Origin of the sequence: Alteromonas marina (assembly GCF_000808575.1) — a bacterium.
Lineage (GTDB): Bacteria > Pseudomonadota > Gammaproteobacteria > Enterobacterales > Alteromonadaceae > Alteromonas > Alteromonas marina_A.
The window spans coordinates 314287-338351 of the sequence record NZ_JWLW01000012.1 but is presented as its reverse complement, the minus strand read 5'-3'; the positions used below and the strand labels follow the sequence as shown (position 1 = coordinate 338351).

Here is a 24065-nt window from a genome sequence, read left to right as displayed (position 1 = left end):
CTATTTATCAAGGGTATCTGGCCACTTGATACTCGCCACATTGTTAAATGATGTGGCAATTCTTGAACCAGGAAAATTGAATTTAGTATCTAACAATGTTGGATGCGCTCTATGGCTTGATAGTGTTTCTATAACACCTACCCATCCGTTACGGCCAGAAAGTTTAGTGGCGTAAAGCGCATAATCTACTACAGCAAACGTTCGCTTCCATGCAGCATCAAAATCATCCTCTTTGTCAGGAGGAAGTAATGAGAAGCCTATACTACAGGTAATATTGATGGGAGCTTCTTGGCCAATATCAAAAGACGTGCGAGCCACCATCTCTCGACAGCGCTCAGCCAATTCAGGCAGTTCTTCTCTATTAGATTGGCGACATACGACTAAGAATTCTTCACCGCCCCATCGAATTATGAGATCGGTCTGTCGGAATACTTCTTTTAATACGTTAGCGAATGCTGATAACACCTTGTCACCCGCCATATGGCCGTAATCGTCGTTAATACGTTTAAAGTGGTCGATATCAATAAGCAGGCAGAGTAAGTCTTGTTTCGCTTTATTAGCATTTGTATTTTGTTTTACTGAAAATTGACTGCGCCTTATTTCACCCGGTAGTTGTGACTCAAGGTAGTGCCTGTTGTACAAACCCGTTAACGGATCGCGCAGGCTTACCTCTTCTAGCGTCTTGTAGGCTCTTTCTAGCTCTTGATTTTTTTCTTGGAGGGTCAACGTTTGCTGTCTAACTTCTCGGCGCAGAATAATGGTTTGCTGGCGCTGTTTGTATCGACTCCAGACTAAAAATGTCAGCAACAAAGCAGCTAACGACACACTCCAAAACAAGGTGGTTTGTAAGTTTTCACGCTCAGCTTGTGCAAGCACAAGTTGCTTCGATTCTTCTAACTTTTCTAGCGTGCGAGACTGGCGCACAAGTTCGATTTCAGCCTGAAGCCCTTCTATGGCGGACCTGTTTTCTGAGTCCAGCAATCTTTCACGCAACTGTTGAATGACTGATTGAATGTCCAGCGCTTTTTTAAACTCCCCAAGCGAAACAAAAGCACTAAGCTGTATTGATAGAAAACTCAACTGCCCCCGAATATCCCTATTTTTTCGCGCATCAATAGTACCCGTTCGTGCTTCTGCTAAAGCCAGTTCAAAGCTCTGTTCTTTCATGTACGCTTGCGAAAGGGCCAGCCGTCCCTCTTTCATTAATTTGGCTTGCCCTGATGAACGTGCGAACTGCATGGCTTCTTTTAACAGCTCCCTGCCTTTTGCGACATCGCCACTTTCTACAAGTGCGTTGCCCAATAGCATTTTTGCTTGTGCGATTGCACCAACGTCATCGGTAGAAAGCAGTAGGGTCAGAGCGTCGTCGATAGTCCCTATGGCTTGGTTAATATCACCGACTTTCAGTGCTAATGCACCCATACGTGCTTTTATGATACCAAGTAGCCTAGGCGTACCCGTGTTTTCAATGCTATCAAATGCATCTTGGTAATAGGTATGGGCCAGAGCCGCTTGGTTGAGTAAACTATAAATGTCGCCAATACGGAGAAGCGAGAGGCTCATTTCATTAGCCATTTTATTTTCACGGAAGTAACGCAGGGCTTGTTTTAACGGCTCAAGCGCGGTTTCTATTTCCCCTTGGTCCTGGTGAATTATGCCAAGTTCAAGGTTTAATCGTGCTTTTAAGAGGTCATCTTGTTCAATCTGTGCAATAGACATAGCGCGTCTTACATAAGTCATTGCGGTAGAGTAGTTAGATAAATTCCTCTCCGAAGTAGCAAGTTGAAGAAGGGTTGACGCTATTTTGTCGAGATTGCCCTCGGCGGTATAACGCTCGAGCGCAGCGTTAAAAATAGCTTTTGATACTTCAAAACGAGATGCGTTTTGAAGTAGTTGACCGAGTGTTGAAAAAGCATCGGCGGACAAGTGCTGTTGTTGCAAGGCTTGCTCTAATAACAAAAGTGCCTTGCTGTCAGCATCAGTGTATTTTTTAGCCTTCAGAAGGTTTTCAACGTTTGTAATTTCGCTATTATTTAAATTGATAGCTATTGCCGGTCTAATCGGCACAAGATACATCGCAAATAGTAGGGCACACAATAGCACGCGCACTGTGCTCAATCCTTCACTGCCCATTCTGTTGTATCTCCCATACGCTGTCAGAATATACTGTTACTGAGTATCTCAAGGGCCTTTCGCCCTAGCAACATTATTATTGTGAAGAATAAAACGTTTTTAATATGTATTCGGATTTATACTTTAGTCTAGTTTTTGCTGTTTTTTTCAATCCACTCCCGAATTAGTGCGGACTTTGCTTTACCTGTTTGCTGGGCAATATTTGCAAGTTTCTCAATGCATTGCGGTGTTAATGTAAAAGTAGCATGTCGCATACCCTCTGGTTTAGCTGGTTTTCTTATCGGTACAACGCAATCTGTGCGCATGCTTTTTAATTCGTTTTTAGCCGCCGATGATTGCTTTTTCCCTACTTTACCCTGCGCATAAAGCAATGCATCATCGATAAAATCTTCTACAGATCGAAGGTTGGGCTTAGCTAACGGCTTCGACTTTTTGAGGTTGAGTAAACTCATAAGCGTCCTCCACTTTGCCAGCTAATAACTCCTCAAACAGGGTTCTTATTTCTGTAGCCGCCTTGCCCTCTGGCTCACTTTCAATAACAGACTGCCCCGACTCTTCCGAGTCGTCATACATGTTTCGACTAAAAGTGACAGAGTTCAGGACAGGTATACCAAATGAACGACACACTTCTTTTGCCTCAAGAATACGATTTGCCAGGCTGGGAAGAGAAGGGCATTGTGTGATAACAAAGGCAGCGTTCATTTTGGGGTTAACCATCTTACAGGTAGACAATATATCTTCCATGTGAGGCACTGTTTTTAGGTCACGACGCTTAGGTCTAACTGGAATAAGTATATGGTCAGCGACCGCCATTGAAGAACGTAAAGCAAGGTTGTCTTGGCCACCACAGTCGATCACAACGTAATCGTAATACTGACGGAGACTAAGTAATTCGTTACGTATTTTTCCGTATAACTGAACGCAATTTATTTCGGCCAGACGTGGGTTAGCTTTGCGTTCTTGGATCCAGTCTGATGTCGTTCGCTGCGGGTCACAGTCAACCATTAACACTTTGGCACCTTTTTCAGTGCGAAGATAAACCGCAATGTTTTGTGCTAGGCAGCTCTTTCCGCTACCGCCTTTTTCTCCACCAACCAAAATAATCATGGTGATAACCCTCGAATATCGCTTATGTTAAAGTACTGAGCGTTACGGAGGAACGTGAATAATGTCACGACCGAACCTAACCTCGACTAAAAGCATAGGCAGCCTATGAACTAGGTTCAGCATCAAAATCGATATTAACGAATGTAAGACAATACCTATTGATTTGTGCAAAAACTCGTTCTAGTCTTCTTACTTCATCAATAAGATTACCGATAAGAGGTTGTTATGTCAGAAAGTCGCTTTACTTCCAAAGAAGGTCAAAAAGTACCTAGCGTGTCATTTCCATGCCGAGAGGGGGATGCATGGGTAACGAAAACGACAGATGAATTATTTTCTGGCAAAAATGTCGTGGTGTTTTCACTTCCTGGTGCTTTTACGCCAACCTGTTCCTCTACCCACTTACCTCGCTATAACGCTTTAGCGAAAAAGTTCGCGAAACACGGCATTGATGACATTGTTTGTGTATCGGTAAACGATACTTTCGTTATGAATGCATGGGCCGCAGATCAGGAAGCCGCTAACATTACTGTTATTCCAGACGGCAACGGTGAATTCACTGATGGCATGGGTATGCTTGTAGATAAAGCGGACTTGGGCTTTGGCAAAAGAAGCTGGCGTTATTCAATGCTAGTAAAAGACGGCGTGGTAGACAAAATGTTTATTGAACCTGATGTTGCCGGCGACCCGTTTGAAGTGTCAGATGCAGATACCATGCTGGCTTACATTGCGCCAGAAGAGCAAACCAACGCACCTGTTTCTATTATCACAAAACCGGGTTGTCCTTTCTGTGCTAAAGCGAAAAAACTGCTTGATGAAAAAGGCTACGAGTACGAAGAAATTGTGTTGGGCAAAGATGCTTCACTAACCAGCTTAACTGCGATTAGTGGTCGGGAAACCGTGCCGCAAGTTTTTATTGGCGGTAAGCATATTGGTGGTTCTGATGATCTAGAGGTGTACTTTAGCTAACGTAATATACGTATTAATCGTCACAAGAAACGGGAGCATGGTAAACTGCTCCCGTTTTTTATTAATTATCCGTAGCGGAGAATAATGGTGTCATCGAAGTTTTTTGTAAAATTGCTCATAGGTATTGTTGCGCTTTTAGGTGTAAATATGGCTATGGCCGCAAATGTGTCGATACCCGATACTAGCGAAATGAAAAGCAGAAGTTTTTCAGATCTTCAAAGTCAGTTCAAAGCATTTTACGAAAAAGAATGGGGCCATACCCAGCCGTGTAGAGAAACGGCACTTAATCGTTTTTCGGTATGCAGCAACGTATTGCGAAATGAAGGCAATTCGCCTTTCATGCTGACCAACAAATCAAGCAGCAAGGTGGCAGTGCTTATCCACGGCTTAAGCGACTCACCTTTCTTTATGCGTGAAATCGCTAACATCTTATTTGAACAGGGTTTTACCGTAGTTGTGCCCCTTTTACCTGGTCATGGTAAACGAGATGCCGATGATGACATGTCTGACTGGGATTTAGCAGAGCGCTGGCAGTCACACGTTGATGAAGTCATTAAATTGGCTGATAGCATGGGTGATACTTTGCTAGTAGGTGGATTCTCTACAGGTGGTGCACTGGCTGTTGAACATTATTTAGATAATGCCAATAACGAAGTAAATCATATTGATGGTCTTATGTTATTTTCTGGCGCGCTGGCGCTGTCTGATAACGCTGAAAGTATGTCTCGAATTTGGGGCATTAAACTTTTAGCACGAGTGATTGATGGAAGCTATCAAACCCACGGCCCCAACCCTTATAAATATCCAAATGTTGCAGGTTTAGCAGGGTTGGAATTGATGGATTTAATTAACATCATTCGGAACAAAGTCGAGGAAGGACAGCAAATTGAAGTGCCACTATTTGCCGCTCATTCTCAAGCTGATGTAACTACGCCTATTCATGGCATAGAGCAGTTAATGGAAGCAAGTAAAGGGCCGAATACCTTTTTTGTTATCGATGAATCGTACGGGTTGTGCCATGCAGATTTAGTTGTGGATACAAACTTGCTCAATAAAATGAATTTCAACGCAAGCATGGTAAATCAGCAAGAAGAATGCGCTGTACCTAAGGCAAACCCACTGTTCTCAACCATGGGCTTGATGTTGAAAGATTATTTGTCGCAGTTTGAATAAATTTTTAAGCGTGATGAAACATTCCCTTGCCTTTACTGCTCGGTGACATCACGCTATCATTTGAGCGAATATTAAGTCGATACAGCAATATTCTGAGTACAGTATTTGAAAATGTTTCGGATTATCTTAACGCCTAATGGGTATAAGTCGACGAATGCAAGTTCGTGGGTTCTTACCTTGTTTCTAATGATGGCTCTCGTGTCGTCAGGTAGCGCTGTATCTATTGAACATTCATACGAGCATGCCCATTCAATGTCGGTGATGACACCGCAGTCGGATGCAGCTAATGCTAACCATCAGGTTCAACCCCCTGAGTCTGCTAATTCACATTGTCAGCACCAAGAGTTGTCATCACATCATGCGGATTTAAATGCTAAAAACAGCATGAGCAAACCCGCTCAGTTCTACGGCATCCAAGACAGCGATGCAGGCGTGAATAGCGCGAAAGCAGCGCAGATGAGCGACATGTCTTGCTGCAAGGATGAGTGCAATTGCCCAACCGATCATTGCTTTAACCTTAGCGCGAGTGCGCTTATCCAGCCTACAGTTGAGACCGAAATATCGGTAGCCAGAATGGCTGCCACTGCACCTATTCTAGGGCAGTGTACATCGCCTCACTTCGGGCAGTTTCGCCCACCTAAGTCACTTTTCACAGCATAGATCTATCTCGCGGATTTGTTTTTTCGCGGCAGAGACAATTTTGATTCAACGAGGTGTCTTTTCTTTTTGAGATGTCTCTAATCTTTTATCTATGTAACGCGTGGTAAGCCTTTTTTGCTAATTCCCTTTGTGTAATTTAGCGAAGAACGGTGCAACGTCATCACGCCTTACACCTGAAAAGTGATGTTATACATGAGCAACTACTCCGTACCTGAAAAAGTGGGCACTGCTAGGCTTAGTAAAATAAGGGACTTGTTCGCCTTATGTTTTGTGCTTTCTTTTTGTTTGATGTCTATTAAGCCTGTCGAGGCCCAGACTTTAAGCCTAGAACAAGCGCTGCAGCTAGCTATTCAGCATGACCCTTTACTCAAAGGGAATGCGCATCGAAAGGATCGCTTTAATGCAGAAGCAGAAGCGTCATCATATTGGGCAAACCCTCAGGTTTCAGCGTCTGTGCAAAACTTGCCTACAGACGGCTTCGCATTTGACCAAGAGCCTATGACGCAATTTAAAGTTGGTTTGAAGCAGCAGTTACCGCGAGGCGATGAAAACCTTTACAGCCAGCAAAAGTATCAGGTTATGGCTGATCAAATGTCGGTAGAGAGCCAAGCGAGAAAGGCGTGGCTTAAACGTGAGGTTACCCTTACCTGGTTAGATTGGGTCTATGCAACACGTCGCATTGGATTATTGGACAAAGAGAAATCATTGCTTACACAGCTGCTTGATTTTACTGACTCCAGATACAGCCAAGGCGTTGGTGCAGCGGCGCAGCAAGACATATTGCAAGTGCGCTTGGCATTGTTGTCTTTAGACGATAAATACGTGCAGGCTTATCAGCAAAAAAATGAAGCGAGATCTGCACTTTCAAAATGGTTTGGTGCGCCGCTAGATGACTCTGTTAGCGCGCCCCTGACTCAATCAACACAAGACGCCATTGAAGTCGATGCCATTTTAAATGACAGCAACCTTAGTTTATCTTCATTCTTGACGGTTGTTGAGAGTATTGAGCCTTTTTCAATATTACAGCATCACCCCGAGGCAACATTACTTAAGATTCAAACCCAGATAGAGGCGCAAAATTTAAATATAGCGCGAGAGCAAACTAAATCTCAGTGGGCATTTGAAGCAAGTTATGGATACAGACAAGACGCGCAAAATGGCGCAAGCCGAGCTGACTTTGTGTCATTGGGTGTTCAAGTAGACCTTCCGTTTTTCAATAAATCTCGTCAAGACGCTTCAATAGCCGCGGCGGCTTCCAAAATGAGTGCATCTGAAACGGACTTCCGATTGAAAGTGAACGAGCTTGCCGCAAATGCAGAGGTGCTTAAATCACGCTTGTCAGCGCTAACTGAGCGCAAAGCGCTTTATGAAACGGCGTTAATTGGTGAAACACAGCAACTTTCTGAGGCTGAACTGACAGCTTATACCACAGACACCGGTGATATCGGTGATGTTGTCAATGCCAATCTCAAGCAAGTACAGGTACAGGATGATTTACTCAAAATCGACATCGAGCGCGCCAGAACATTGGCGTCACTTGCTTATTTGTACCTGCCCACTCACGCCCATTTTTCGAATAAAGAGTAGTTAATATGACATCTTCAACTAACCCTGCTCCAGATACAAAAAGCACGCTAATAAAGGGCTTACTCATAGGTCTGCTATTTGGCGGCCTGATAGCGTTCGGCTTGGCATCACTATTGTTGCCTGATTCATCAAAACACGGAAATGGTGAAAGTGCCCACAGCGGAGTAAACAACCACAGCGACGAAGCTGACAATAAAACCCCTTTATATTGGGTAGCGCCTATGGATGACAGCTATCGCCGTGACAAACCGGGAAAGTCACCAATGGGAATGGACTTGGTGCCAGTATACGCCAATGACGAAGCAACATCTGCGAAAAGTAATGAGCGTACGCCTGGTACCGTAATGATTGCGCCAAATGTACAGCACAATATAGGTGTTAAAATCGCGCCCGTTACCATTGGAACACTTCAACAGACCGTAACGGCGGTGGGCAACGTTGCCTACGATGAAGATAGCATTGTGCACATCCACCCTAGAGTATCAGGTTGGGTCGACAGGCTTTTCATTAAATCTCAAGGTGAGCAAGTAGAAAAAGGACAGGCACTTTATACCCTGTATTCGCCAGAATTAGTTAGCGCACAAGAAGAATACGTTTTAGCTCTTAAGCGAGGAGATTCACGTTTAATTCAGGGCGCAGCCGAGCGCCTAAAAACTCTAGGGCTATCAAAGGGCGTTATCGAAGAATTGCAGAAAAGTAGACGGGTAGCACAAACCGTCACATTTAATGCGCCGCAAAGCGGTGTAGTAGAAGCGCTGAATATTCGGGAGGGGTTTTACGTTCAGCCCGGGACAACCTTGATGAGCATCGCACAGCTAGATACGGTGTGGGTGATTGCAGAAGTACCTGAAAAGTACGCGCAAGTCATAGCGCCTCATAATGGCGCTGTGGTTACCCTCGACGAAATGGACCATGCGACTGATGCTAAATGGCAAAGCCACGTAGAGTATATTTATCCGTCTTTGTCAGAAACTACCCGAACCTTGAAAGTGCGCATACCGCTAAACAATAACAATCACACGTTAAAGCCCAATATGTTTGCTCACGTTGCAATTACGCCTACTCAACGCAAAGCGGCGTTACTGGTTCCTCGCAGTGCCGTTATTCGCACGGCTGAGGGCGCAAAAGTGGTACTCAGTGATGGCGATGGCAATTTTAAGTCGGTACGCGTAACACTGGGGCAAAGCGATAGTACACATTTTGAAGTAGTTGAAGGCTTGCTCCCAGAGGATGATGTTGTGGTATCAGCACAATTTTTGATTGATTCAGAGTCGTCGAAAAGCAGTGACTTTGAACGAATGAAAGCGCCCGATCACCAGGCCACGACAACAGGTACTATAGAGGCAATTGATTTGCCGACTGAAAACGAAACGAATGGCGCTTCGAATAACGCAAAATTAGTGATCGCTCGCGGACCGATAGAAAAGTGGGGACGGGGACCTGCGACAATGTCATTTGCAGTATCAAAGCATATTGATTTATCTCAGTTTAGTGAAGGTGACAACATCATGTTCACCTTTGTGACTGGCGAAGAATTCACGGTTATTGATATGCGAAAGCGTAGTGAAAATGCGGTGGACAAGGGCATGGTGCATGACTCAGGTCACAGCAATCATAAACATGATGCAGGCAACCTGAAGGGCAATGGAGAGCAAAGCGATGCTCACGAGTCGGCAGAACAAAAATCGATAAATCATAAGGAGCATATGCACCATGATTGAATCGGTAATTCGCTGGTCGGTAAACAATAGAATAATGGTATTGCTGAGCGCTATTATGCTCAGTATTGCTGGTGTCTGGGCGGTGAAAAACACCCCCGTTGATGCTATCCCTGATTTATCTGATGTCCAAGTTATAGTGAAAGTAAGCTATCCCGGTCAGTCGCCGCAAGTGGTGGAAGATCAGGTGACGTTTCCTCTCACCTCTGCGCTAATGTCAGTGCCTGGCGCACAGACGGTGCGAGGGTATTCATTCTTCGGCGATGCCTACGTATATATAATCTTTGATGACGATACAGACATGTACTGGGCTCGAAGCCGTGTTCTGGAATACCTAAGCCAAGCGTCTTCGCAACTTCCAGAAGGCGTGACACCTCAGTTAGGTCCAGATGCGACAGGGGTAGGTTGGGTTTACATTTATGCGTTGGAGAACGATGCTAGTCAGCCAAATGCGCTAGATGCTGGTGAGTTAAGGGCGTTGCAAGACTGGTTCTTGAAGTTTGAGCTTCAGTCAGTTGAAGGCGTATCTGAAGTTGCGTCTGTTGGAGGGATGGTCAAACAATACCAAGTTATTGTCGACCCTGAAAAATTACGTGCCTACAACATTCAGCCATCCATGATAGAAATTGCCCTTAAACGGGGTAACCGCGCGTCAGGCGCTTCGGTTATTGAAATGGCCGAGGCAGAGTACATGGTTAGTGCGCAAAGCTACATTCAGGGCATTGACGACATACTGGCGTTGCCCACAGGTGTTATTAAGGACGGCGTTAGCATAACGATTAACGATGTAGCACAAGTGGTAGAAAGCCCGTTGATGCGCCGCGGTATTGCTGAACTAAACGGGAATGGCGAAACCGTGGGTGGCATTATAGTTATGCGCTATGGCGAAAACGCAAAAGCCACTATCGATGCGGTTAAAGCTAAGCTGGATTCATTAAAAGCGAGCTTGCCGGAAGGGGTGAATATCGTTCCCGTGTACGATCGCTCCACCCTTATTGATAAGTCCGTCGATACCCTCACCAATAAGTTGGTGGAGGAATTGCTGGTTGTTGGTTTGGTATGCGCTATCTTCTTGTTTCACATACGTTCATCTATGGTTGCGCTAATCAGTTTGCCTATTGGTATTCTCGCCGCCTTTATCGTAATGAAGCTGCAGGGACTTAATGCCAACATCATGTCTTTAGGTGGCATTGCTATCGCTATCGGTGCAATGGTGGATGGCGCTATTGTTGTGGTTGAAAATTTACACAAGCACATTCATCAGCATGCTGTTTCATCAAGTCAGGGAGCCTCAGCGAGTCAAAGGGATTCAGCGAGTCAAAGGGATTCAGCAAGTCAGGTTGGGTCAGGGAGTGCCCAGTCGCAAACATCTATACCAACTTCTGCAAAGCTTTCGGCAGCCAAACGTTGGGAACTGGTGATTAAGTCGACCACCGAAGTTGGTCCAGCTTTATTCTTTGCGCTCCTAATTATAACCGTATCCTTTATTCCTGTTTTTGCATTGGAAGCGCAAGAAGGTCGTCTTTTTGCGCCTCTTGCCTTTACCAAAACCTATGCCATGGCAGCAGCTGCGGCGCTGGCAATTACTTTAGTTCCTGTGCTGGCGGGTTATTTCGTACGCGGAAAAATACGATCTGAAGCCCAGAACCCGGTAAATCGAGCTTTAGAACGTGTGTATCAGCCATTGCTAACGCGGCTGCTCAACTACCCACTGCTCACCTTGGCGGGGGCATTTTGCTTATTGCTTTCCATGTACTGGCCGTTAAACCAACTAGGTAGCGAATTTATGCCCGAACTGGACGAAGGCGATTTGATGTATATGCCTACTACCTATCCGGGTATTTCAGTGGGTAAAGCCAGAGAGCTTTTACAGCAGACGGACAAGCTTATTGCAACCTTGCCCGAGGTTGAAACGGTATTCGGGAAAATTGGACGCGCAGATACGGCCACAGACCCTGCACCATTGACGATGATTGAAACCTTCATTCAGCTTAAACCGAAAGCCCAGTGGAGGGCGGGCATGACCACTGAAAAGCTCAAAGAAGAGCTTAACGCTCTGGTGCAATTTCCAGGGCTGACCAATGCGTGGGTAATGCCAATTAAAACCCGTATCGACATGTTGGCAACCGGGATAAAAACCCCTGTTGGGATCAAGATTGCGGGGCCTGACCTAGCAGGCATTGAAGCCATAGGAAAGGATATTGAGATACTGCTTAAAGACCTGCCCAATACAGCATCAGTATACGCTGAGCGTGTGGTGGGTGGCCGTTACGTTTATATCGATATCGACAGGCAGTTGGCGGCGCGCTACGGCATGACGATAGACGATGTTCACAGTATTGTAGGCTCGGCAGTGGGCGGCAAAGTGGTTACACAATCAGTGGAAGGGCGTGAGCGTTTTCCTATCGCCATGCGTTTTTTACAGCACTACCGCGGTACGCCTGAATCTTTAGCATCCATGCCTTTCGTCACACCAAGCGGTGTTCACATTACCCTTGGCGATGTGTCAACTGTGCGTATTGACGACGGGCCGGCGGGGATTAAAAGCGAAAATGCCCGATTAAATGGGTGGGTATACATTGATATCTCGTCAGACTCGGCCACAGGTATTGACTTGGGGGGCTATGTAGATAGCGCGAAACGTCATTTGTCACAGCACCTTGATTTACCCACTGGATACTCTATTACGTGGGCGGGGCAGTTTGCTTACCTTGAGCGCGCGAAAGCAAAACTGTCGGTAGTTATACCGCTAACGTTGGCCATTATCTGCCTTTTGCTTTATCTGGCATTTAAACGCCTTCGCGATGTGGCACTCATACTCGCTACCTTACCGTTGGCGCTGGTGGGCAGCGTATGGTTGCTTTATCTTCTTAACTTCAATCTGTCGGTGGCGGTAGGTGTTGGGTTTATTGCCTTAGCAGGTGTAGCGGTAGAAATAGGCGTTATCATGCTGGTCTATCTAAACCAATATGTATCAGAAGCACTCACTAGCCACGCAACAGAAAATGGCAACACTAAAAAAGATGAGCTTGTGAAAAAGGCTATTGTCCATGCCGCCTCGGCAAGACTTCGCCCAGTCATGATGACATCGCTTTCTATTATTGTGGGCTTGTTGCCTGTGCTTTATGCCACTGGAACCGGTAGTGAGGTGATGCAGCGAATTGCAGCGCCTATGGTAGGCGGTATGGCGAGTGCACTGGTATTAACGCTGTTGGTATTGCCAAGCGCGTTTTACTTAATTGTGTCACGCAAAAAATAATAGAAGTGAACGTGTGATACAGTAATAAAGAATAGGGAAGCGATAACACGCTTCCCTAAGCTTCGTTTTTAAGGCGTTGCGCGACTAGTGCGATGCCACATGATTTTCCGTATAACCTTCCGCATGCTCTTTCGCATAATCCTCAACTTGTTGCCAAACGCGCAAAAGGTTTCCGCTCAATATCTTTTCAATGTCGGTACGGCTATAACCTCTATCCAGCAATCCTTGTACTAGGTTTGGAAAACTCGCCACATCTTTAAGCCCAATGGGGAGTGAGTCACCTACACCATCATAGTCTGAACCAATACCTACATGATCAACACCAATAAGTTTTACCACGTGATCGATATGGTCAAGCACTTCATCAAGGGTTGAATAAGGGTAAGGTACTTCTTTGCGATAATTCTCTTCAAAGTTCTCTAGCTTAGGGCTGTCTTCGCCTTCTTTTTCAACCAAGGCTTTGCGCGCAGCAGTGAGGCCACTACGCCATTTGCCAGCTTCTTTAGAAACAAAACTAGAACCAAAGTTAATCATAATAACACCGCCATTTTCGCCGAGTTTTTTAATCATCTCGTCGTCCATGTTGCGCTCAAAACCTGGAGTAAAGCGGCGCAGTGAAGAATGTGATGCTATGACTGGTACCTTTGTTAACTCAATAACTTGGTAGAAGGCGTCGTCAGACACATGAGAAATATCCAGCATGATGCCGATGTTGTTCATTTCGCCCACTAAGGTTTTGCCAAACGGGCTAAGGCCTTTCCATTTTCTGCGCAGGTCATACGAAGAGTCAGAAATATGGTTGGCTTGACTGTGGGCGAGGGTGATGTAGCGAATGCCACGCTCGTAAAAAGCCGTTAAATTAGCTAAATCACCTTGAATAGGAGAACCATTTTCCATGCCCATTGGCATTGAAATTAACCCTTTTTCAAATTGGGATTTTACGTCCGAAGGGCTTTTAGCAATGGCAAATTTATCAGGTGCACGGGCAACAATGGCTTCTACTGAATCGATGAGCTCATGGGCAAGCTGCGTAGATTCTGGAGAGTTGTCTAAACTAGCAGGTACGTAAATACTCATAAAAGGAGCGTTCAAGCCGCCAGATACTGCGCGAGGGTAATCGAAGTCACCGCCCTCGGTGGCTTTAGTCACATCAACCCACTTTTCCTTTACGCGATAAGGTACATCGATGTGACCATCAACAATAATAGTTTCTTGTGCGATCTTAATAGCTTTTTCAGATGCTGAATAAATTGAGGTCTCAGCAAATGCAGAGTGTGAAGCAAAAAGCGCAGAGATAAATAATGCGCAAGATGAGAGTGGGAAGCGCCCCTTCATAGAAAATCCTTATTTTGTTTTTTTATCGCTTAGGTCAACAACCGCTAACTTAATAGCAATACGAGACTAAAGGATAATGCTCACTGCGACAATAGGCTTTTACTTGCTACGCATTTACCTCAGTTCGCTCTTGTTAACCCCTAAATTAGTCGATATTGCTCATTTTTAGAGCGCTTGTGCTTGTTTACTTCAAGTTTACATTGCAATAAAAATTTAAAACTTGTTATGGTGAAGACTGCGTGACTTCATTGCGCGAATACGGGATACTCCCAAGCGCTCCGCCAATTATCGATGACTACTATGCATCAGCGCGGCCGACGTAATTTTTTAGTGGCACCCGCTCTTCTCACAAAATCAAGCCGGGGCCACAGCTAACAAGTATGAGAAATAAATATGGCTATTAATTTTGTACCGCTAGATAAAGAAAAGCATAAAGACCTAAAGGTTGCGGTAAACACATCTTTCAGCTTTGCGAAAAATACACACCTTGCAGCAGCAACTATCCGTGAGTTTGCACAACTAGCTGCAACAATGCCGCTAGTGTTCATTGAAGACACTACGTCTAAGCGTCACCACGTCGTGACTATGCTTGGTATGGAACAAGGTCAAAACCTTTTTCTAACTGGCGACAGCTGGAGAGGCCCACACGTTCCAATGAACATCCTTCGCTATCCGTTTGATGTGCGTCCAGACGGCGACAAGCTTGGCGTTTACATAGATGAAAACTCTGACCTTATTTCTGACGAAGGCCAAGCGCTATTCACTGAAGCGGGTGAAGCAAGCGAGTTCCTAGATAGCCGTCAGAAATTCCTAGCAGACCTAGCGAATAGCGAAATGCTAACTCAGCGTTTTGTTGCTAAAGTGGTTGAACTAGACCTGCTTGATCAAATTCAAATTCGCCTTACCTACAAAGATGGTAAACAGCGCAATGTTACTGGCATGATGAGCATCAACGAGAAGAAGCTTCTTGAACTACCAGAAGATCAGGTGCTTGAGCTACACAAGCAAGGCTTCCTAGGTGCTATCTACGCAGTCATGATGTCTGTTGGGCAGCTAAACCGCCTTGTTGAGCTTTCCAACGACACAGAAAACCCAATTCGCAGCATGCAGCTTTCTGCGGTTAAAGCAGAAGAAGCAGCACCTGAAGCGGCGCCAAACGCGTAATCGCTCCCTCATTTTTAAGTTTAAAAACCCGCAAAGTTGCGGGTTTTTTTGTACCTAAAATTCACGTTCAGACTTCGTCATGTTTCGTTCAGAAACCGTTAAGTTTTAATGTCTTATCTTACATCTCGTTCCCAACACATTTTTAAGGACAAAAGACATGAACACTAACACTAATAAGCTAAAAACTACGCTAACTTCACTTTCAATTATCACCGCATCAGTATTCGCAATGACGGCTGCTCATGCAGCTACGCAAAACGAAGTACAAGTAACTGCCGTTGATTTTGAGGGGCTGAATGACAAACTCTACGGTGCAAGATATGTGCGCTACCTTGATGAAGTGAGCGGAAACAGCGGCGCTTACCTTATTAACCCTTATCTACAGCGCGTATCTAGTCTGTCTGGCGGCTACGCCACACTCGATGGTATTGATGTATTTAACCTAGGAAGTACTTTTTACCTAGACGATACTTGGATGCTTGCTATAGAAGGGGCTCACAGTAAATTTGACGAAGACTTTGGTGATGAGGATTACACCAATATCGATGTAAAAGTAGGGTTTAATTTGTCACGTCAATGGCAGATAGGCGCAGGTTTAATTTATCAGCGCGCCAATTATGAAATTAATGACGGTACAAATAGCTATAGCGAAAGTGAGAATGAAACTTCACCACTTGTATTTACACGCTATACTACGGTAGGTAACGGGGGAACGGGTTGGGACTTGACCGCCCAATATATTGCCGACGATGTTGATGTATTATCTGGAAGTGCGCGTTACTTCTTTAGCCCAGCTTTGAGTGTTCAAGGTAGCTATAGCTATACCAACGCGCCAGATGGCTTTGACAACTTAAAAACAGCAGGGGTGGCTTTAGATTACTGGGTAAATGAGCAGTTCTCAGTATCAGCAAGCTATGAAACCGATATCGACAGTGATATTGAAAGCGATGTCGCGTCACTTACGGCTTCTTACCGCTTTTAAAGCAAGTCAGCCACCAGATATTCATAGCTAGCAATTACTAACAATGAACTATCAGCTTCGGTTGGTAGTTCATTTTTTGCGTTTGTACCTATAAATCATTTTTAAGTTAACAAGCATCTTTAACGTAGTTAAAAACAGCCGTTCATCGATAAATTTGAAGTTTAATTTTCCCTGCCTGAATATTTTTTAATCTTTTTTACACGCCTAATCATACACTTCCTAAAACAACTGTATATAAAGACAGTTTAAACCCAGTGTTTATGCGGCTTTCACGCCTTTTTTCTACTTGACAGTGGGGATCATTGGTACCTAAACTGTAACTCAGTGGGTAAATGTGGCGAATTGTGGATCAAATCATCATCACTTTGCAGATTAGTACTCAAAAAACAAGAAAACCAAGAGCAAATAATAAAAGGCTAGGGGAATGTTCCGCGGCGCTAACGCAATCAATCTGGATACAAAAGGCAGACTGGCTATACCGACGAAGTATCGTCAGTCGCTGCTGGATGATTGTCAGGGACAACTAGTCTGCACAGTCGATACACAACAAAGTTGTTTGCTGCTTTACCCACTTCCCGAATGGGAAGAGATTGAGCTTAAACTCTCTAAACTTTCAAGCATGATCCCAGCCGAGCGTCGCCTTCAGCGATTGCTCCTTGGGTATGCCTCTGAAGGCGAGATGGACAAAAGCGGTCGTATTCTTGTTCCCACACCACTGCGAAAATTCGCAAAACTCTCAAAAGAAGTCATGTTAGTTGGTCAGTTAAACAAATTCGAAATTTGGGATGCCGATATTTGGGCACAACAAGTTGAAGCTGATATAGACACCGAACGCAAAGGCGAATTTGAACTTACCGAACGATTACAGGACTTTTCTCTATGACGCAGCCTAGCGAATTTAAACATATTTCAGTATTGCTTGATGAGTGCATTGAAGCCCTGGCGATTAAGCCAAGCGGTATTTATATTGATGCTACGTTTGGCCGTGGTGGGCATTCTGCACATATTTTGGATGCATTGGGCGAAAACGGGCGTCTTATCGCGTTTGACCGTGACCCACAAGCAATCAAAGCGGCAGAACGCTTTGCCGATGACAAGCGTTTTAGCATTATCCATTCACCGTTTGGTGATATGGCAGAAGAAATCGAAGCGCTAGGGTTAACCGGTAAGATTGACGGTGTGCTTATGGATTTGGGCGTGTCTTCACCTCAACTTGACGATGCCGAGCGTGGCTTTAGCTTTTTACGTGACGGCCCGCTGGATATGCGTATGGACACCTCTCGTGGACAAAGTGCTGCAGACTGGCTGGCTAGCGCCGAAGAACAAGACATTACGCAGGTTATTAAAGAGTTTGGCGAAGAGAAGTTCGGCAAACGCATAGCCCATGCCATCGTAAATACGCGCAAAGAAACGCCTATCACACGCACTGCTCAGCTAGCCAAGATCATCGACGAAGCGGTTCCTGTAAAGGATAAGTTTAAACATCCGGCTACCCGTGCATTCCAAGGCATTCGCATTTATATCAATGCGGAGCTGGAGCAACTTCGCGTGGGCCTTAAAGCGGCGACACAGGTGTTGGCGAAAGAAGGTCGTCTTGCCGTTATTTCGTTTCACTCGCTTGAAGACCGTTTAGTAAAACGCTTCATTAAGGATCAAAGTAAAGGGAAATCAGTACCACACAACTTACCGATTACTCAGGCTGAAATAGATGCAGATAAAGTGCTAAAAGCCTTGGGCAAAGCGATAAAACCTTCAGAACAGGAGATTGCGAACAACGTTCGCTCTCGCAGTTCGGTATTACGTGTGGCAGAAAAGTTATGACCAAAGCCGCGCCAGACAAGGCCAGCACTAATTTTAAATTACTGCTAATAATTGTTTCAGATTTGACCCGCAACAAGTTGCGGGTTTTGTTGTATTTAATGGTTATCGTAAGTGCAATGGCGGTAACGCTTAGCAGCCATCACAACAGACAGCAGGTCATTGCCCTTGAAGACCTCATGCAAGAGAAAGATGAGCTTGATGTTGAGTGGCGTAACCTTGTGCTTGAGCAACGTGCGTTAACCGAGCACAACCGCATAGAAAACCTGGTTGAAAAACAATTAGAAATGTACCGTCCAACCGCAGATGATGAAGTAGTGGTGAGGTTAAAATGAGTACAACCGCGCTTTCTCGCCAACGTAAAAAGACCGGTGCAAAACAAAATGTAACGCCAAGCTTAGTGCACTGGCGTTTTGTGGTTGTGCTTGTCGTAATCATGCTGGTTTTCGGCGTGTTGGCTGCCCGCGCGGCCTACATCCAAGTTATTGAACCAGACGAGTTAATTCAACAGGGTGACAACCGCACGCTTAGAACCCGAGATATGCCGACCTATCGCGGGCTTATTACCGACAGAAATGGCGTTGAACTAGCGGTGAGTGTTCCTGTCCGCGCAATTTACGCAGATCCAAAAATTATTCATGAAAATAACGGCTTTGAGGAAGAGCGCCGCTGGGAAGCGCTGGCGGATGTACTGCGCCAAGACGTGAATGAACTCAAAGAAAAAGTGGCAAACCCCAAACGCCGCTTCGTCTATTTACAGCGTCAGGTGTCGCCTGCCATGGCCGAGTACGTAGATAAACTGGACATTCCGGGCATCTATCTTCGCCGCGAAAGTCGCCGCTACTATCCTACAGGCGAAGTTTCAGCGCAGTTAATCGGCGTAACCGATGTTGATGACACAGGGGTTGAAGGCTTAGAGCGCATGTACAACGAGTGGCTAACGGGGACGCCAGGCTCTCGCAAAATTCGCCGTGACGCGAAAGGTCGTCAAGTTGAGATTTTAGAAACTACTTCAGGCGAAAAGGCCGGCGATTTACAGCTGACTATTGACCAACGTATTCAAGCTCTTGCTTACAAAGAGATAAAAGAAGCCATGATTTATTATCAATCAAGCTCGGCTTCTGCCATTGTTATCGATGTAAAAAGTGGTGATGTATTAGCCATGGTGAATGCACCGTCATTCAACCCTAACGATAGAAGCGATATTTCTGCGCACAGAATGCGTAACAGGGTTATTACCGATGCGTTCGAACCAGGCTCGGCGCTAAAACCGCTGGCCGTCCTTACTGCATTAGAGTTCGGTGAAGTGGAGCCTGAAGACTCAGTAAACACTCATCCAGGATGGATGCGATTAGGCGGCAGCCTAGTAAAAGATTCGCGTAACTACGGCGAACTTACGCTGGAAGAAATTATTCAGCATTCCTCAAATATGGGGACGTCGAAGCTGGCGCTTTCTGTGCCTAAACAGTTCCTGCTGGATACCTATTACAATATGGGCTTAATGAGCGATACCGGGCTTAACATGGCGGGTGAGAGTAGCGGTATCTTTCATGAGCGCAGTCGCTGGTCTGAATTTGAGCTAGCCACGCTGTCATTTGGATACGGCATCTCTGTAACTACAGCACAGTTGGGGCGTCTTTACGCAACGTTGGCAAATGGCGGTATAAAAACACCACTTAATATCATCAAGTCACCGGAACAACCGTCGTGGCAAGCTCAATCAGAACGGGTGATCAGCGAAGAAAACGCAAAAGCCATTGTTCAAATGATGGAAAGCGTCACTCAGCGTGGCGGCACGGCAACAAAAGCAGCGGTTCCGGGCTATCGCGTAGCAGGTAAAACAGGAACAAGTAGAAAAGCGGTAGCCGGCGGGTACGGTGAAGAGTACGTCAATATTTTCGCCGGTATTGCACCAGTATCTGACCCAAGATTAGTGACAATTGTATTGATCAACGAACCCGGCGGTGATTTGTATCACGCGGGGGATACCGCTGCACCTGTCTTTTCATCAATTATGGGTGGCGCATTGCACATGTTAAACGTTACGCCCGATGACAAGCAGGTTACATCTAGCCGCTTATTGAAAGGAGGTCAAAGTGGTAGTTAGTGCCTTTATTCAAAGTATAAAAGCTTTATTGGCGAAATTTGGTGTAGACGCCCCAGATATCCGCATTGAAGGTTTAACGCTAGACAGCCGAGAAGTGAATACACGCTTAGCGTTCTTAGCAATTAAGGGCCACGAACGTGATGGACGAGATTTCATACCCCAAGCAATAAGTTTAGGGGCCCGTGTAATTCTGGCGCAAACTGAAGACAGTAGTGCCCATGGTCAGATGGAAATGCGTGACCACAGCGTCATTATCTCGCTGTATGAATTACCACAAATGCTCTCTGCGTTAGCTGCTGCATTTTACGACTACCCTGCTCAGAAAATGACGACGGTGGCAGTGACAGGGACAAACGGAAAAACCTCAACAGTTCAATTGCTTACCCAGCTTAAGGATGCGTTAGGTACACGTAGTGCAAGCATCGGAACTCTAGGGAGCAGTGTGTTTGAAGGCGATGAAACCCAGTGGTCGAACACGCCGGCAGCAAACACTACGCCCGATGCCATACGTATGCAATATTTGTTGGCAGACTTTGTGCAAAGTGAAGTGCGCCATACGGCTTTCGAAGCAAGTTCTCACGCATTGGTTCAAGGTCGGCTTGGTACAGTAAAAACCGATATCGCTGTTTTCACTAACCTTACTCGAGACCATCTCGATTATCACGGCACCATGGAAGAGTACGGTAAAGCCAAGCGCTTGCTGCTTCAGCAGCCAGGTTTAAAGGCTGTGGTATTAAACGCTAATGATGATGAAAGTAAGAAGTGGGATGGTGCAGCAGATAAGTCGATCACACGCGTCTGGTCAGGTATAGACGAAAGTGGTCTGGATGGAAGCGGCGATAGTGAGTGCTTGCGAGCGCATAACAATCCTCAAAGTCGCCATTGTTTCGCCACAAATGCTTCTTATCATGCCGGTGGATGTAGTTTTGAGCTGGTGAGCTCGTGGGGAAGCGCTGCTATTTCGCTGCCGCTATTCGGGAAGTTCAATATCAGCAATGTACTTAGTGCTATAGGTACGTTACTCGCTGAAGGAGAGCGTTTTGATGACGTGGTTAACGCGGTAAATGCAATCACGCCCGTTCCCGGGCGAATGGAAGTTTTCCCTGTAACGGGTGCGGCTAACTTAGTGGTGGACTACGCGCATACGCCAGACGCTCTGGAGAAAGTGCTGTTAAGCGCCAAATTCCATACAACGGGCAAAGTGTGGTGTGTGTTTGGCTGTGGCGGAGACAGAGACAAAGGCAAGCGACCGTTAATGGGGCAGGCTGCCGAGGTTGGTGCTGACGCTATTGTGATCACCACAGATAACAGTCGCAGTGAAAGCCCTGAATCTATCGCCGAGGATATCATTGCGGGTTTGAAGAACCGTGAGCTGGCAGTGTCAATTCCCGATCGCGAGCAAGCTATTCGTCATTGCCTTGAGCATGCGCACGAAAGCGACATCATCATTGTGGCCGGAAAAGGCCATGAAGATTACCAAATTATCGGTGACAAAAAGACTAACTATAACGAACGTGCAGTTGTGGCGCGACTGCAACAGGAGTACAGCAAATGATAACAACAACGCTGTCATGGATAGCCGAAAAGGTTAATGGAAAATTATTGAACGATGCTGCTGACGTTGAAGTGTCAGCGGTAAGTACCGATACCCGCACCCTTGAAGATGGCGCAGTTTACTTAGCCTTGAAAGGTCCGAATTTTAATGGCCATGATTTTATTCCAACGGCAGAGAAAGCGGGAGCAAGTGCGGTTATTGCCAGTGAAAGCGTAGCGACCTCGTTACCTGTCATCATGGTTGAAGATACCAAAGAAGCACTTGGTCTATTAGGTGCGGCAGTAAAAGCTTATGTGGCGCCCAAAACGATTGCGATTACCGGAAGCAGTGGCAAAACCACCGTAAAGGAAATGTGTGCCGCTATTTTGGCGCGAAGAGGCAATGTATTAGCCACAAACGGTAACTTCAATAACGATATCGGCGTGCCGCTAACCCTTTTACGCCTAGAGCCTCAGCATGAATACGCGGTTATGGAGCTAGGCGCAAATCACATGGGTGAAATCACCTATACCACGAACCTCGTAAAGCCGGACGTAGCGACTATCGTAAACGCCGCCGCTTCTCATCTAGAAGGTTTTGGAAGTTTGCTAGGTGTGGCGCGCGCCAAAAGTGAAATTTTTAAAGGCTTAGGCAGTGATGGCGTGGCGATAGTTAACGTTGATAGTCAGTTTTCTGAATTTTGGCAAGGCAAACTTAAACAGACCAAAACGCTTACGTTTTCCCCGCAGCAGAAAAACGACGCTGACTTTAGAGCAGAAGATATCACTATTGGATTAGATGGCTGCGCCGCATTCCATTTGGTTTGCCCGCAGGGTGATATGTCTATTCAACTGACTATTCCTGGCGTTCATAACGTGGGTAATGCCCTTGTTGCTGCAGCGCTAACACTACAAGTTGGCGCCACATTGGAAAATGTGCGAGACGGTCTACTTGCTATGAAGCAAGTTAGCGGTCGCTTGAATGTGAAACAGCTTACCGAACAAGTTCGCCTATTAGATGACACCTACAACGCCAACGTAGCGTCTGTTAATGCAGCAATTGATACATTAAGCAGCTTTTCAGGCATCCGCGTTCTCGTGCTAGGCGACATGAAAGAGTTGGGTGAAAAAGCGCGTTTCTACCACGAGCAGGTAGGGGAATACGCTAAACAAAAAGGAATTAATTACCTGTATACCATGGGTGTTTTGAGTCAATCAGCCAGTGCTGTGTTTAATGAAAACGGTGGTCATTTCAGCGATGTTGAAAGTTTGTTGGCCGCAATGGAGAGTGATTTGTTAGTGCAGCAGCGCGATATTTCAATTTTAGTTAAAGGTTCACGCAGTTCCAAAATGGAACGTGTGGTAGAGGCGGTCGAGGCCTCTACGCTGGGAAAGCACGATAGCCGTCGGGAGCGAATAGCATGTTAATTTGGCTAGCCGACTGGCTGACACAATTCGATTCAGGGTTTAACGTATTTTCATACCTTACCCTTCGCGCAATTTTAAGCACGCTGACCGCATTGCTTATTGCCATTTTAATTGGCCCTAAGATGATTCGTTATTTGCAGCGCATGCAAATTGGTCAAACTGTACGAGACGATGGCCCACAAAGCCATTTATCAAAATCAGGCACGCCCACTATGGGCGGGTTACTTATACTCGCAGCAATTGTAGTAAGCGGCCTGCTTTGGGCTGACCTTACTAATCGTTATGTATTGGTAACCCTAACCGTGGTTGTGGCCTACGGTATTATTGGGTTTGTTGACGACTACAGAAAAGTGATCCGTAAAGATTCGAAGGGGCTTATCGCCCGTTGGAAATATTTCTGGCAATCTGTGGTTGCGTTAGGCGTTGCATTCTATCTATACAGCAGTGCAACAATAAGCGCTGAAACCTCACTACTGGTGCCTTTCTTCAAAGAAGTGTTCCCGCAGTTAGGTGCGTTCTTCATCATTATTACCTACTTTGCCATTGTAGGCACAAGTAACGCGGTAAATCTTACCGATGGATTGGATGGACTTGCCATTGTTCCCACTATATTGGTGGCAGGCGCATTTGCCATTTTTGCCTATGTGACAGGTAATGCGAACTTTGCTGAATACCTGAATATTCCTCATATTCCGCTCACCAGCGAACTGGTGATTGTGTGTACCGCTATGGTCGGTGCAGGATTAGGCTTTTTATGGTTTAACACGTATCCGGCACAAGTATTTATGGGTGACGTTGGCTCACTAGCGCTAGGCGGCACACTAGGTGTGTTAGCTGTATTAGTGCGCCAAGAACTCGTGTTAATCATCATGGGTGGTGTTTTTGTTATGGAAACCCTGTCGGTCATCCTTCAGGTAGGTTCTTACAAATTGCGTGGCCAGCGTATTTTTCGTATGGCGCCCATTCACCATCACTATGAATTGAAGGGCTGGCCAGAGCCGCGTGTAATAGTGCGTTTTTGGATCATTTCAATCATTTTGGTGTTGGTGGGTTTAGCTACCCTTAAACTTAGATAAGCGGTAAAGAGATAAATCG

At 45.7% G+C, this 24065-nt stretch carries 19 protein-coding genes; 15 read left to right on the top strand and 4 right to left on the bottom strand.

From position 1 onward, the window contains the following. From RJ41_RS07080 to RJ41_RS07070, 3 genes are all read right to left on the bottom strand, one after another. Positions 1–2109 carry a GGDEF domain-containing protein gene (locus tag RJ41_RS07080; RefSeq protein WP_240485753.1) on the bottom strand — a complete coding sequence of 703 codons (2109 nt, stop codon included), beginning with the start codon at positions 2107–2109 and terminating at the stop codon, positions 1–3. Positions 2110–2261: 152 nt separating this feature from the next. Further along, complete coding sequence (locus RJ41_RS07075; protein ID WP_039218695.1) at positions 2262–2585, bottom strand: hypothetical protein; 324 nt, start codon at positions 2583–2585, stop codon at positions 2262–2264. Then, the gene (locus RJ41_RS07070) at positions 2545–3240 is read right to left on the bottom strand and encodes an AAA family ATPase (RefSeq protein ID WP_039218692.1); all 696 of its coding nucleotides are present in this window, start codon (positions 3238–3240) and stop codon (positions 2545–2547) included. The genes RJ41_RS07075 and RJ41_RS07070 overlap by 41 nt, the downstream gene beginning before the upstream one ends. A gap of 225 nt (positions 3241–3465) precedes the next feature. Here RJ41_RS07070 and RJ41_RS07065 point away from each other — a divergent pair, with 225 nt between their 5' ends. From RJ41_RS07065 to RJ41_RS07040, 6 genes are all read left to right on the top strand, one after another. Next, on the top strand, positions 3466–4206 hold the full coding sequence (locus tag RJ41_RS07065; RefSeq protein WP_039218689.1) for a glutathione peroxidase: 741 nt from the start codon (positions 3466–3468) through the stop codon (positions 4204–4206). Positions 4207–4290: 84 nt separating this feature from the next. After that, the gene (locus tag RJ41_RS07060; RefSeq protein ID WP_205622706.1) at positions 4291–5379 is read left to right on the top strand and encodes an alpha/beta hydrolase; all 1089 of its coding nucleotides are present in this window, start codon (positions 4291–4293) and stop codon (positions 5377–5379) included. Between the two features lie 111 nt (positions 5380–5490). After that, on the top strand, positions 5491–6039 hold the full coding sequence (locus RJ41_RS07055; RefSeq protein WP_240485752.1) for a hypothetical protein: 549 nt from the start codon (positions 5491–5493) through the stop codon (positions 6037–6039). A gap of 192 nt (positions 6040–6231) precedes the next feature. Continuing rightward, positions 6232–7626 carry a TolC family protein gene (locus RJ41_RS07050; protein ID WP_039218688.1) on the top strand — a complete coding sequence of 465 codons (1395 nt, stop codon included), beginning with the start codon at positions 6232–6234 and terminating at the stop codon, positions 7624–7626. Between the two features lie 5 nt (positions 7627–7631). Beyond that, positions 7632–9347, top strand: coding sequence for an efflux RND transporter periplasmic adaptor subunit (locus RJ41_RS07045; protein ID WP_039218687.1), 1716 nt, complete (start codon positions 7632–7634; stop codon positions 9345–9347). Beyond that, positions 9340–12603: an efflux RND transporter permease subunit gene (locus RJ41_RS07040; protein ID WP_039218686.1), complete on the top strand. Its 3264-nt coding sequence runs from the start codon at positions 9340–9342 to the stop codon at positions 12601–12603. The genes RJ41_RS07045 and RJ41_RS07040 overlap by 8 nt, the downstream gene beginning before the upstream one ends. 84 nt (positions 12604–12687) lie before the next feature. Here RJ41_RS07040 and RJ41_RS07035 read toward each other — a convergent pair whose 3' ends face one another. After that, positions 12688–13938, bottom strand: a complete 1251-nt coding sequence (locus tag RJ41_RS07035) for a dipeptidase (protein WP_039218684.1) — start codon at positions 13936–13938, stop codon at positions 12688–12690. Between the two features lie 393 nt (positions 13939–14331). On the opposite strand from RJ41_RS07035, the gene RJ41_RS07030 reads away from it, so the two are divergent. The 9 genes from RJ41_RS07030 to mraY all read left to right on the top strand — a co-directional run bounded on the left by RJ41_RS07030 (position 14332) and on the right by mraY (position 24046). Continuing rightward, a complete protein-coding gene (locus tag RJ41_RS07030; protein ID WP_039218682.1) occupies positions 14332–15102 on the top strand; it encodes a SapC family protein in 771 nt (256 codons plus the stop codon). A gap of 157 nt (positions 15103–15259) precedes the next feature. Beyond that, the gene (locus RJ41_RS07025) at positions 15260–16084 is read left to right on the top strand and encodes a putative porin (protein ID WP_039218680.1); all 825 of its coding nucleotides are present in this window, start codon (positions 15260–15262) and stop codon (positions 16082–16084) included. Positions 16085–16508: 424 nt separating this feature from the next. After that, positions 16509–16967, top strand: a complete 459-nt coding sequence (gene mraZ, locus RJ41_RS07020) for a division/cell wall cluster transcriptional repressor MraZ (RefSeq protein WP_039218679.1) — start codon at positions 16509–16511, stop codon at positions 16965–16967. Beyond that, the gene (gene rsmH, locus RJ41_RS07015; protein WP_039218677.1) at positions 16964–17905 is read left to right on the top strand and encodes a 16S rRNA (cytosine(1402)-N(4))-methyltransferase RsmH; all 942 of its coding nucleotides are present in this window, start codon (positions 16964–16966) and stop codon (positions 17903–17905) included. The genes mraZ and rsmH overlap by 4 nt, the downstream gene beginning before the upstream one ends. Then, positions 17902–18237, top strand: a complete 336-nt coding sequence (ftsL, locus tag RJ41_RS07010) for a cell division protein FtsL (RefSeq protein ID WP_014999277.1) — start codon at positions 17902–17904, stop codon at positions 18235–18237. The genes rsmH and ftsL overlap by 4 nt, the downstream gene beginning before the upstream one ends. Then, positions 18234–20009: a penicillin-binding transpeptidase domain-containing protein gene (locus RJ41_RS07005; RefSeq protein ID WP_039218675.1), complete on the top strand. Its 1776-nt coding sequence runs from the start codon at positions 18234–18236 to the stop codon at positions 20007–20009. The genes ftsL and RJ41_RS07005 overlap by 4 nt, the downstream gene beginning before the upstream one ends. Beyond that, positions 19999–21564, top strand: coding sequence for a UDP-N-acetylmuramoyl-L-alanyl-D-glutamate--2,6-diaminopimelate ligase (locus tag RJ41_RS07000; RefSeq protein WP_039218673.1), 1566 nt, complete (start codon positions 19999–20001; stop codon positions 21562–21564). Before RJ41_RS07005 ends, RJ41_RS07000 begins: the two co-directional genes overlap by 11 nt. Further along, on the top strand, positions 21561–22970 hold the full coding sequence (locus RJ41_RS06995; RefSeq protein ID WP_039218671.1) for a UDP-N-acetylmuramoyl-tripeptide--D-alanyl-D-alanine ligase: 1410 nt from the start codon (positions 21561–21563) through the stop codon (positions 22968–22970). Before RJ41_RS07000 ends, RJ41_RS06995 begins: the two co-directional genes overlap by 4 nt. Then, positions 22964–24046 carry a phospho-N-acetylmuramoyl-pentapeptide-transferase gene (gene mraY / locus RJ41_RS06990; RefSeq protein ID WP_014950432.1) on the top strand — a complete coding sequence of 361 codons (1083 nt, stop codon included), beginning with the start codon at positions 22964–22966 and terminating at the stop codon, positions 24044–24046. The genes RJ41_RS06995 and mraY overlap by 7 nt, the downstream gene beginning before the upstream one ends. Positions 24047–24065 lie beyond the last annotated feature (19 nt).

Coding starts and splice junctions, on each gene's coding strand:
- RJ41_RS07075 (WP_039218695.1), bottom strand. CDS start 2,585: ATGAGTTTACTCAACCTCAAAAAGTCGAAGCCGTTAGCTAAGCCCAAC.
- RJ41_RS07070 (WP_039218692.1), bottom strand. CDS start 3,240: ATGATTATTTTGGTTGGTGGAGAAAAAGGCGGTAGCGGAAAGAGCTGC.
- RJ41_RS07065 (WP_039218689.1), top strand. CDS start 3,466: ATGTCAGAAAGTCGCTTTACTTCCAAAGAAGGTCAAAAAGTACCTAGC.
- RJ41_RS07060 (WP_205622706.1), top strand. CDS start 4,291: ATGGTGTCATCGAAGTTTTTTGTAAAATTGCTCATAGGTATTGTTGCG.
- RJ41_RS07055 (WP_240485752.1), top strand. CDS start 5,491: ATGTTTCGGATTATCTTAACGCCTAATGGGTATAAGTCGACGAATGCA.
- RJ41_RS07050 (WP_039218688.1), top strand. CDS start 6,232: ATGAGCAACTACTCCGTACCTGAAAAAGTGGGCACTGCTAGGCTTAGT.
- RJ41_RS07045 (WP_039218687.1), top strand. CDS start 7,632: ATGACATCTTCAACTAACCCTGCTCCAGATACAAAAAGCACGCTAATA.
- RJ41_RS07040 (WP_039218686.1), top strand. CDS start 9,340: ATGATTGAATCGGTAATTCGCTGGTCGGTAAACAATAGAATAATGGTA.
- RJ41_RS07035 (WP_039218684.1), bottom strand. CDS start 13,938: ATGAAGGGGCGCTTCCCACTCTCATCTTGCGCATTATTTATCTCTGCG.
- RJ41_RS07030 (WP_039218682.1), top strand. CDS start 14,332: ATGGCTATTAATTTTGTACCGCTAGATAAAGAAAAGCATAAAGACCTA.
- RJ41_RS07025 (WP_039218680.1), top strand. CDS start 15,260: ATGAACACTAACACTAATAAGCTAAAAACTACGCTAACTTCACTTTCA.
- mraZ (WP_039218679.1), top strand. CDS start 16,509: ATGTTCCGCGGCGCTAACGCAATCAATCTGGATACAAAAGGCAGACTG.
- rsmH (WP_039218677.1), top strand. CDS start 16,964: ATGACGCAGCCTAGCGAATTTAAACATATTTCAGTATTGCTTGATGAG.
- ftsL (WP_014999277.1), top strand. CDS start 17,902: ATGACCAAAGCCGCGCCAGACAAGGCCAGCACTAATTTTAAATTACTG.
- RJ41_RS07005 (WP_039218675.1), top strand. CDS start 18,234: ATGAGTACAACCGCGCTTTCTCGCCAACGTAAAAAGACCGGTGCAAAA.
- RJ41_RS06995 (WP_039218671.1), top strand. CDS start 21,561: ATGATAACAACAACGCTGTCATGGATAGCCGAAAAGGTTAATGGAAAA.
- mraY (WP_014950432.1), top strand. CDS start 22,964: ATGTTAATTTGGCTAGCCGACTGGCTGACACAATTCGATTCAGGGTTT.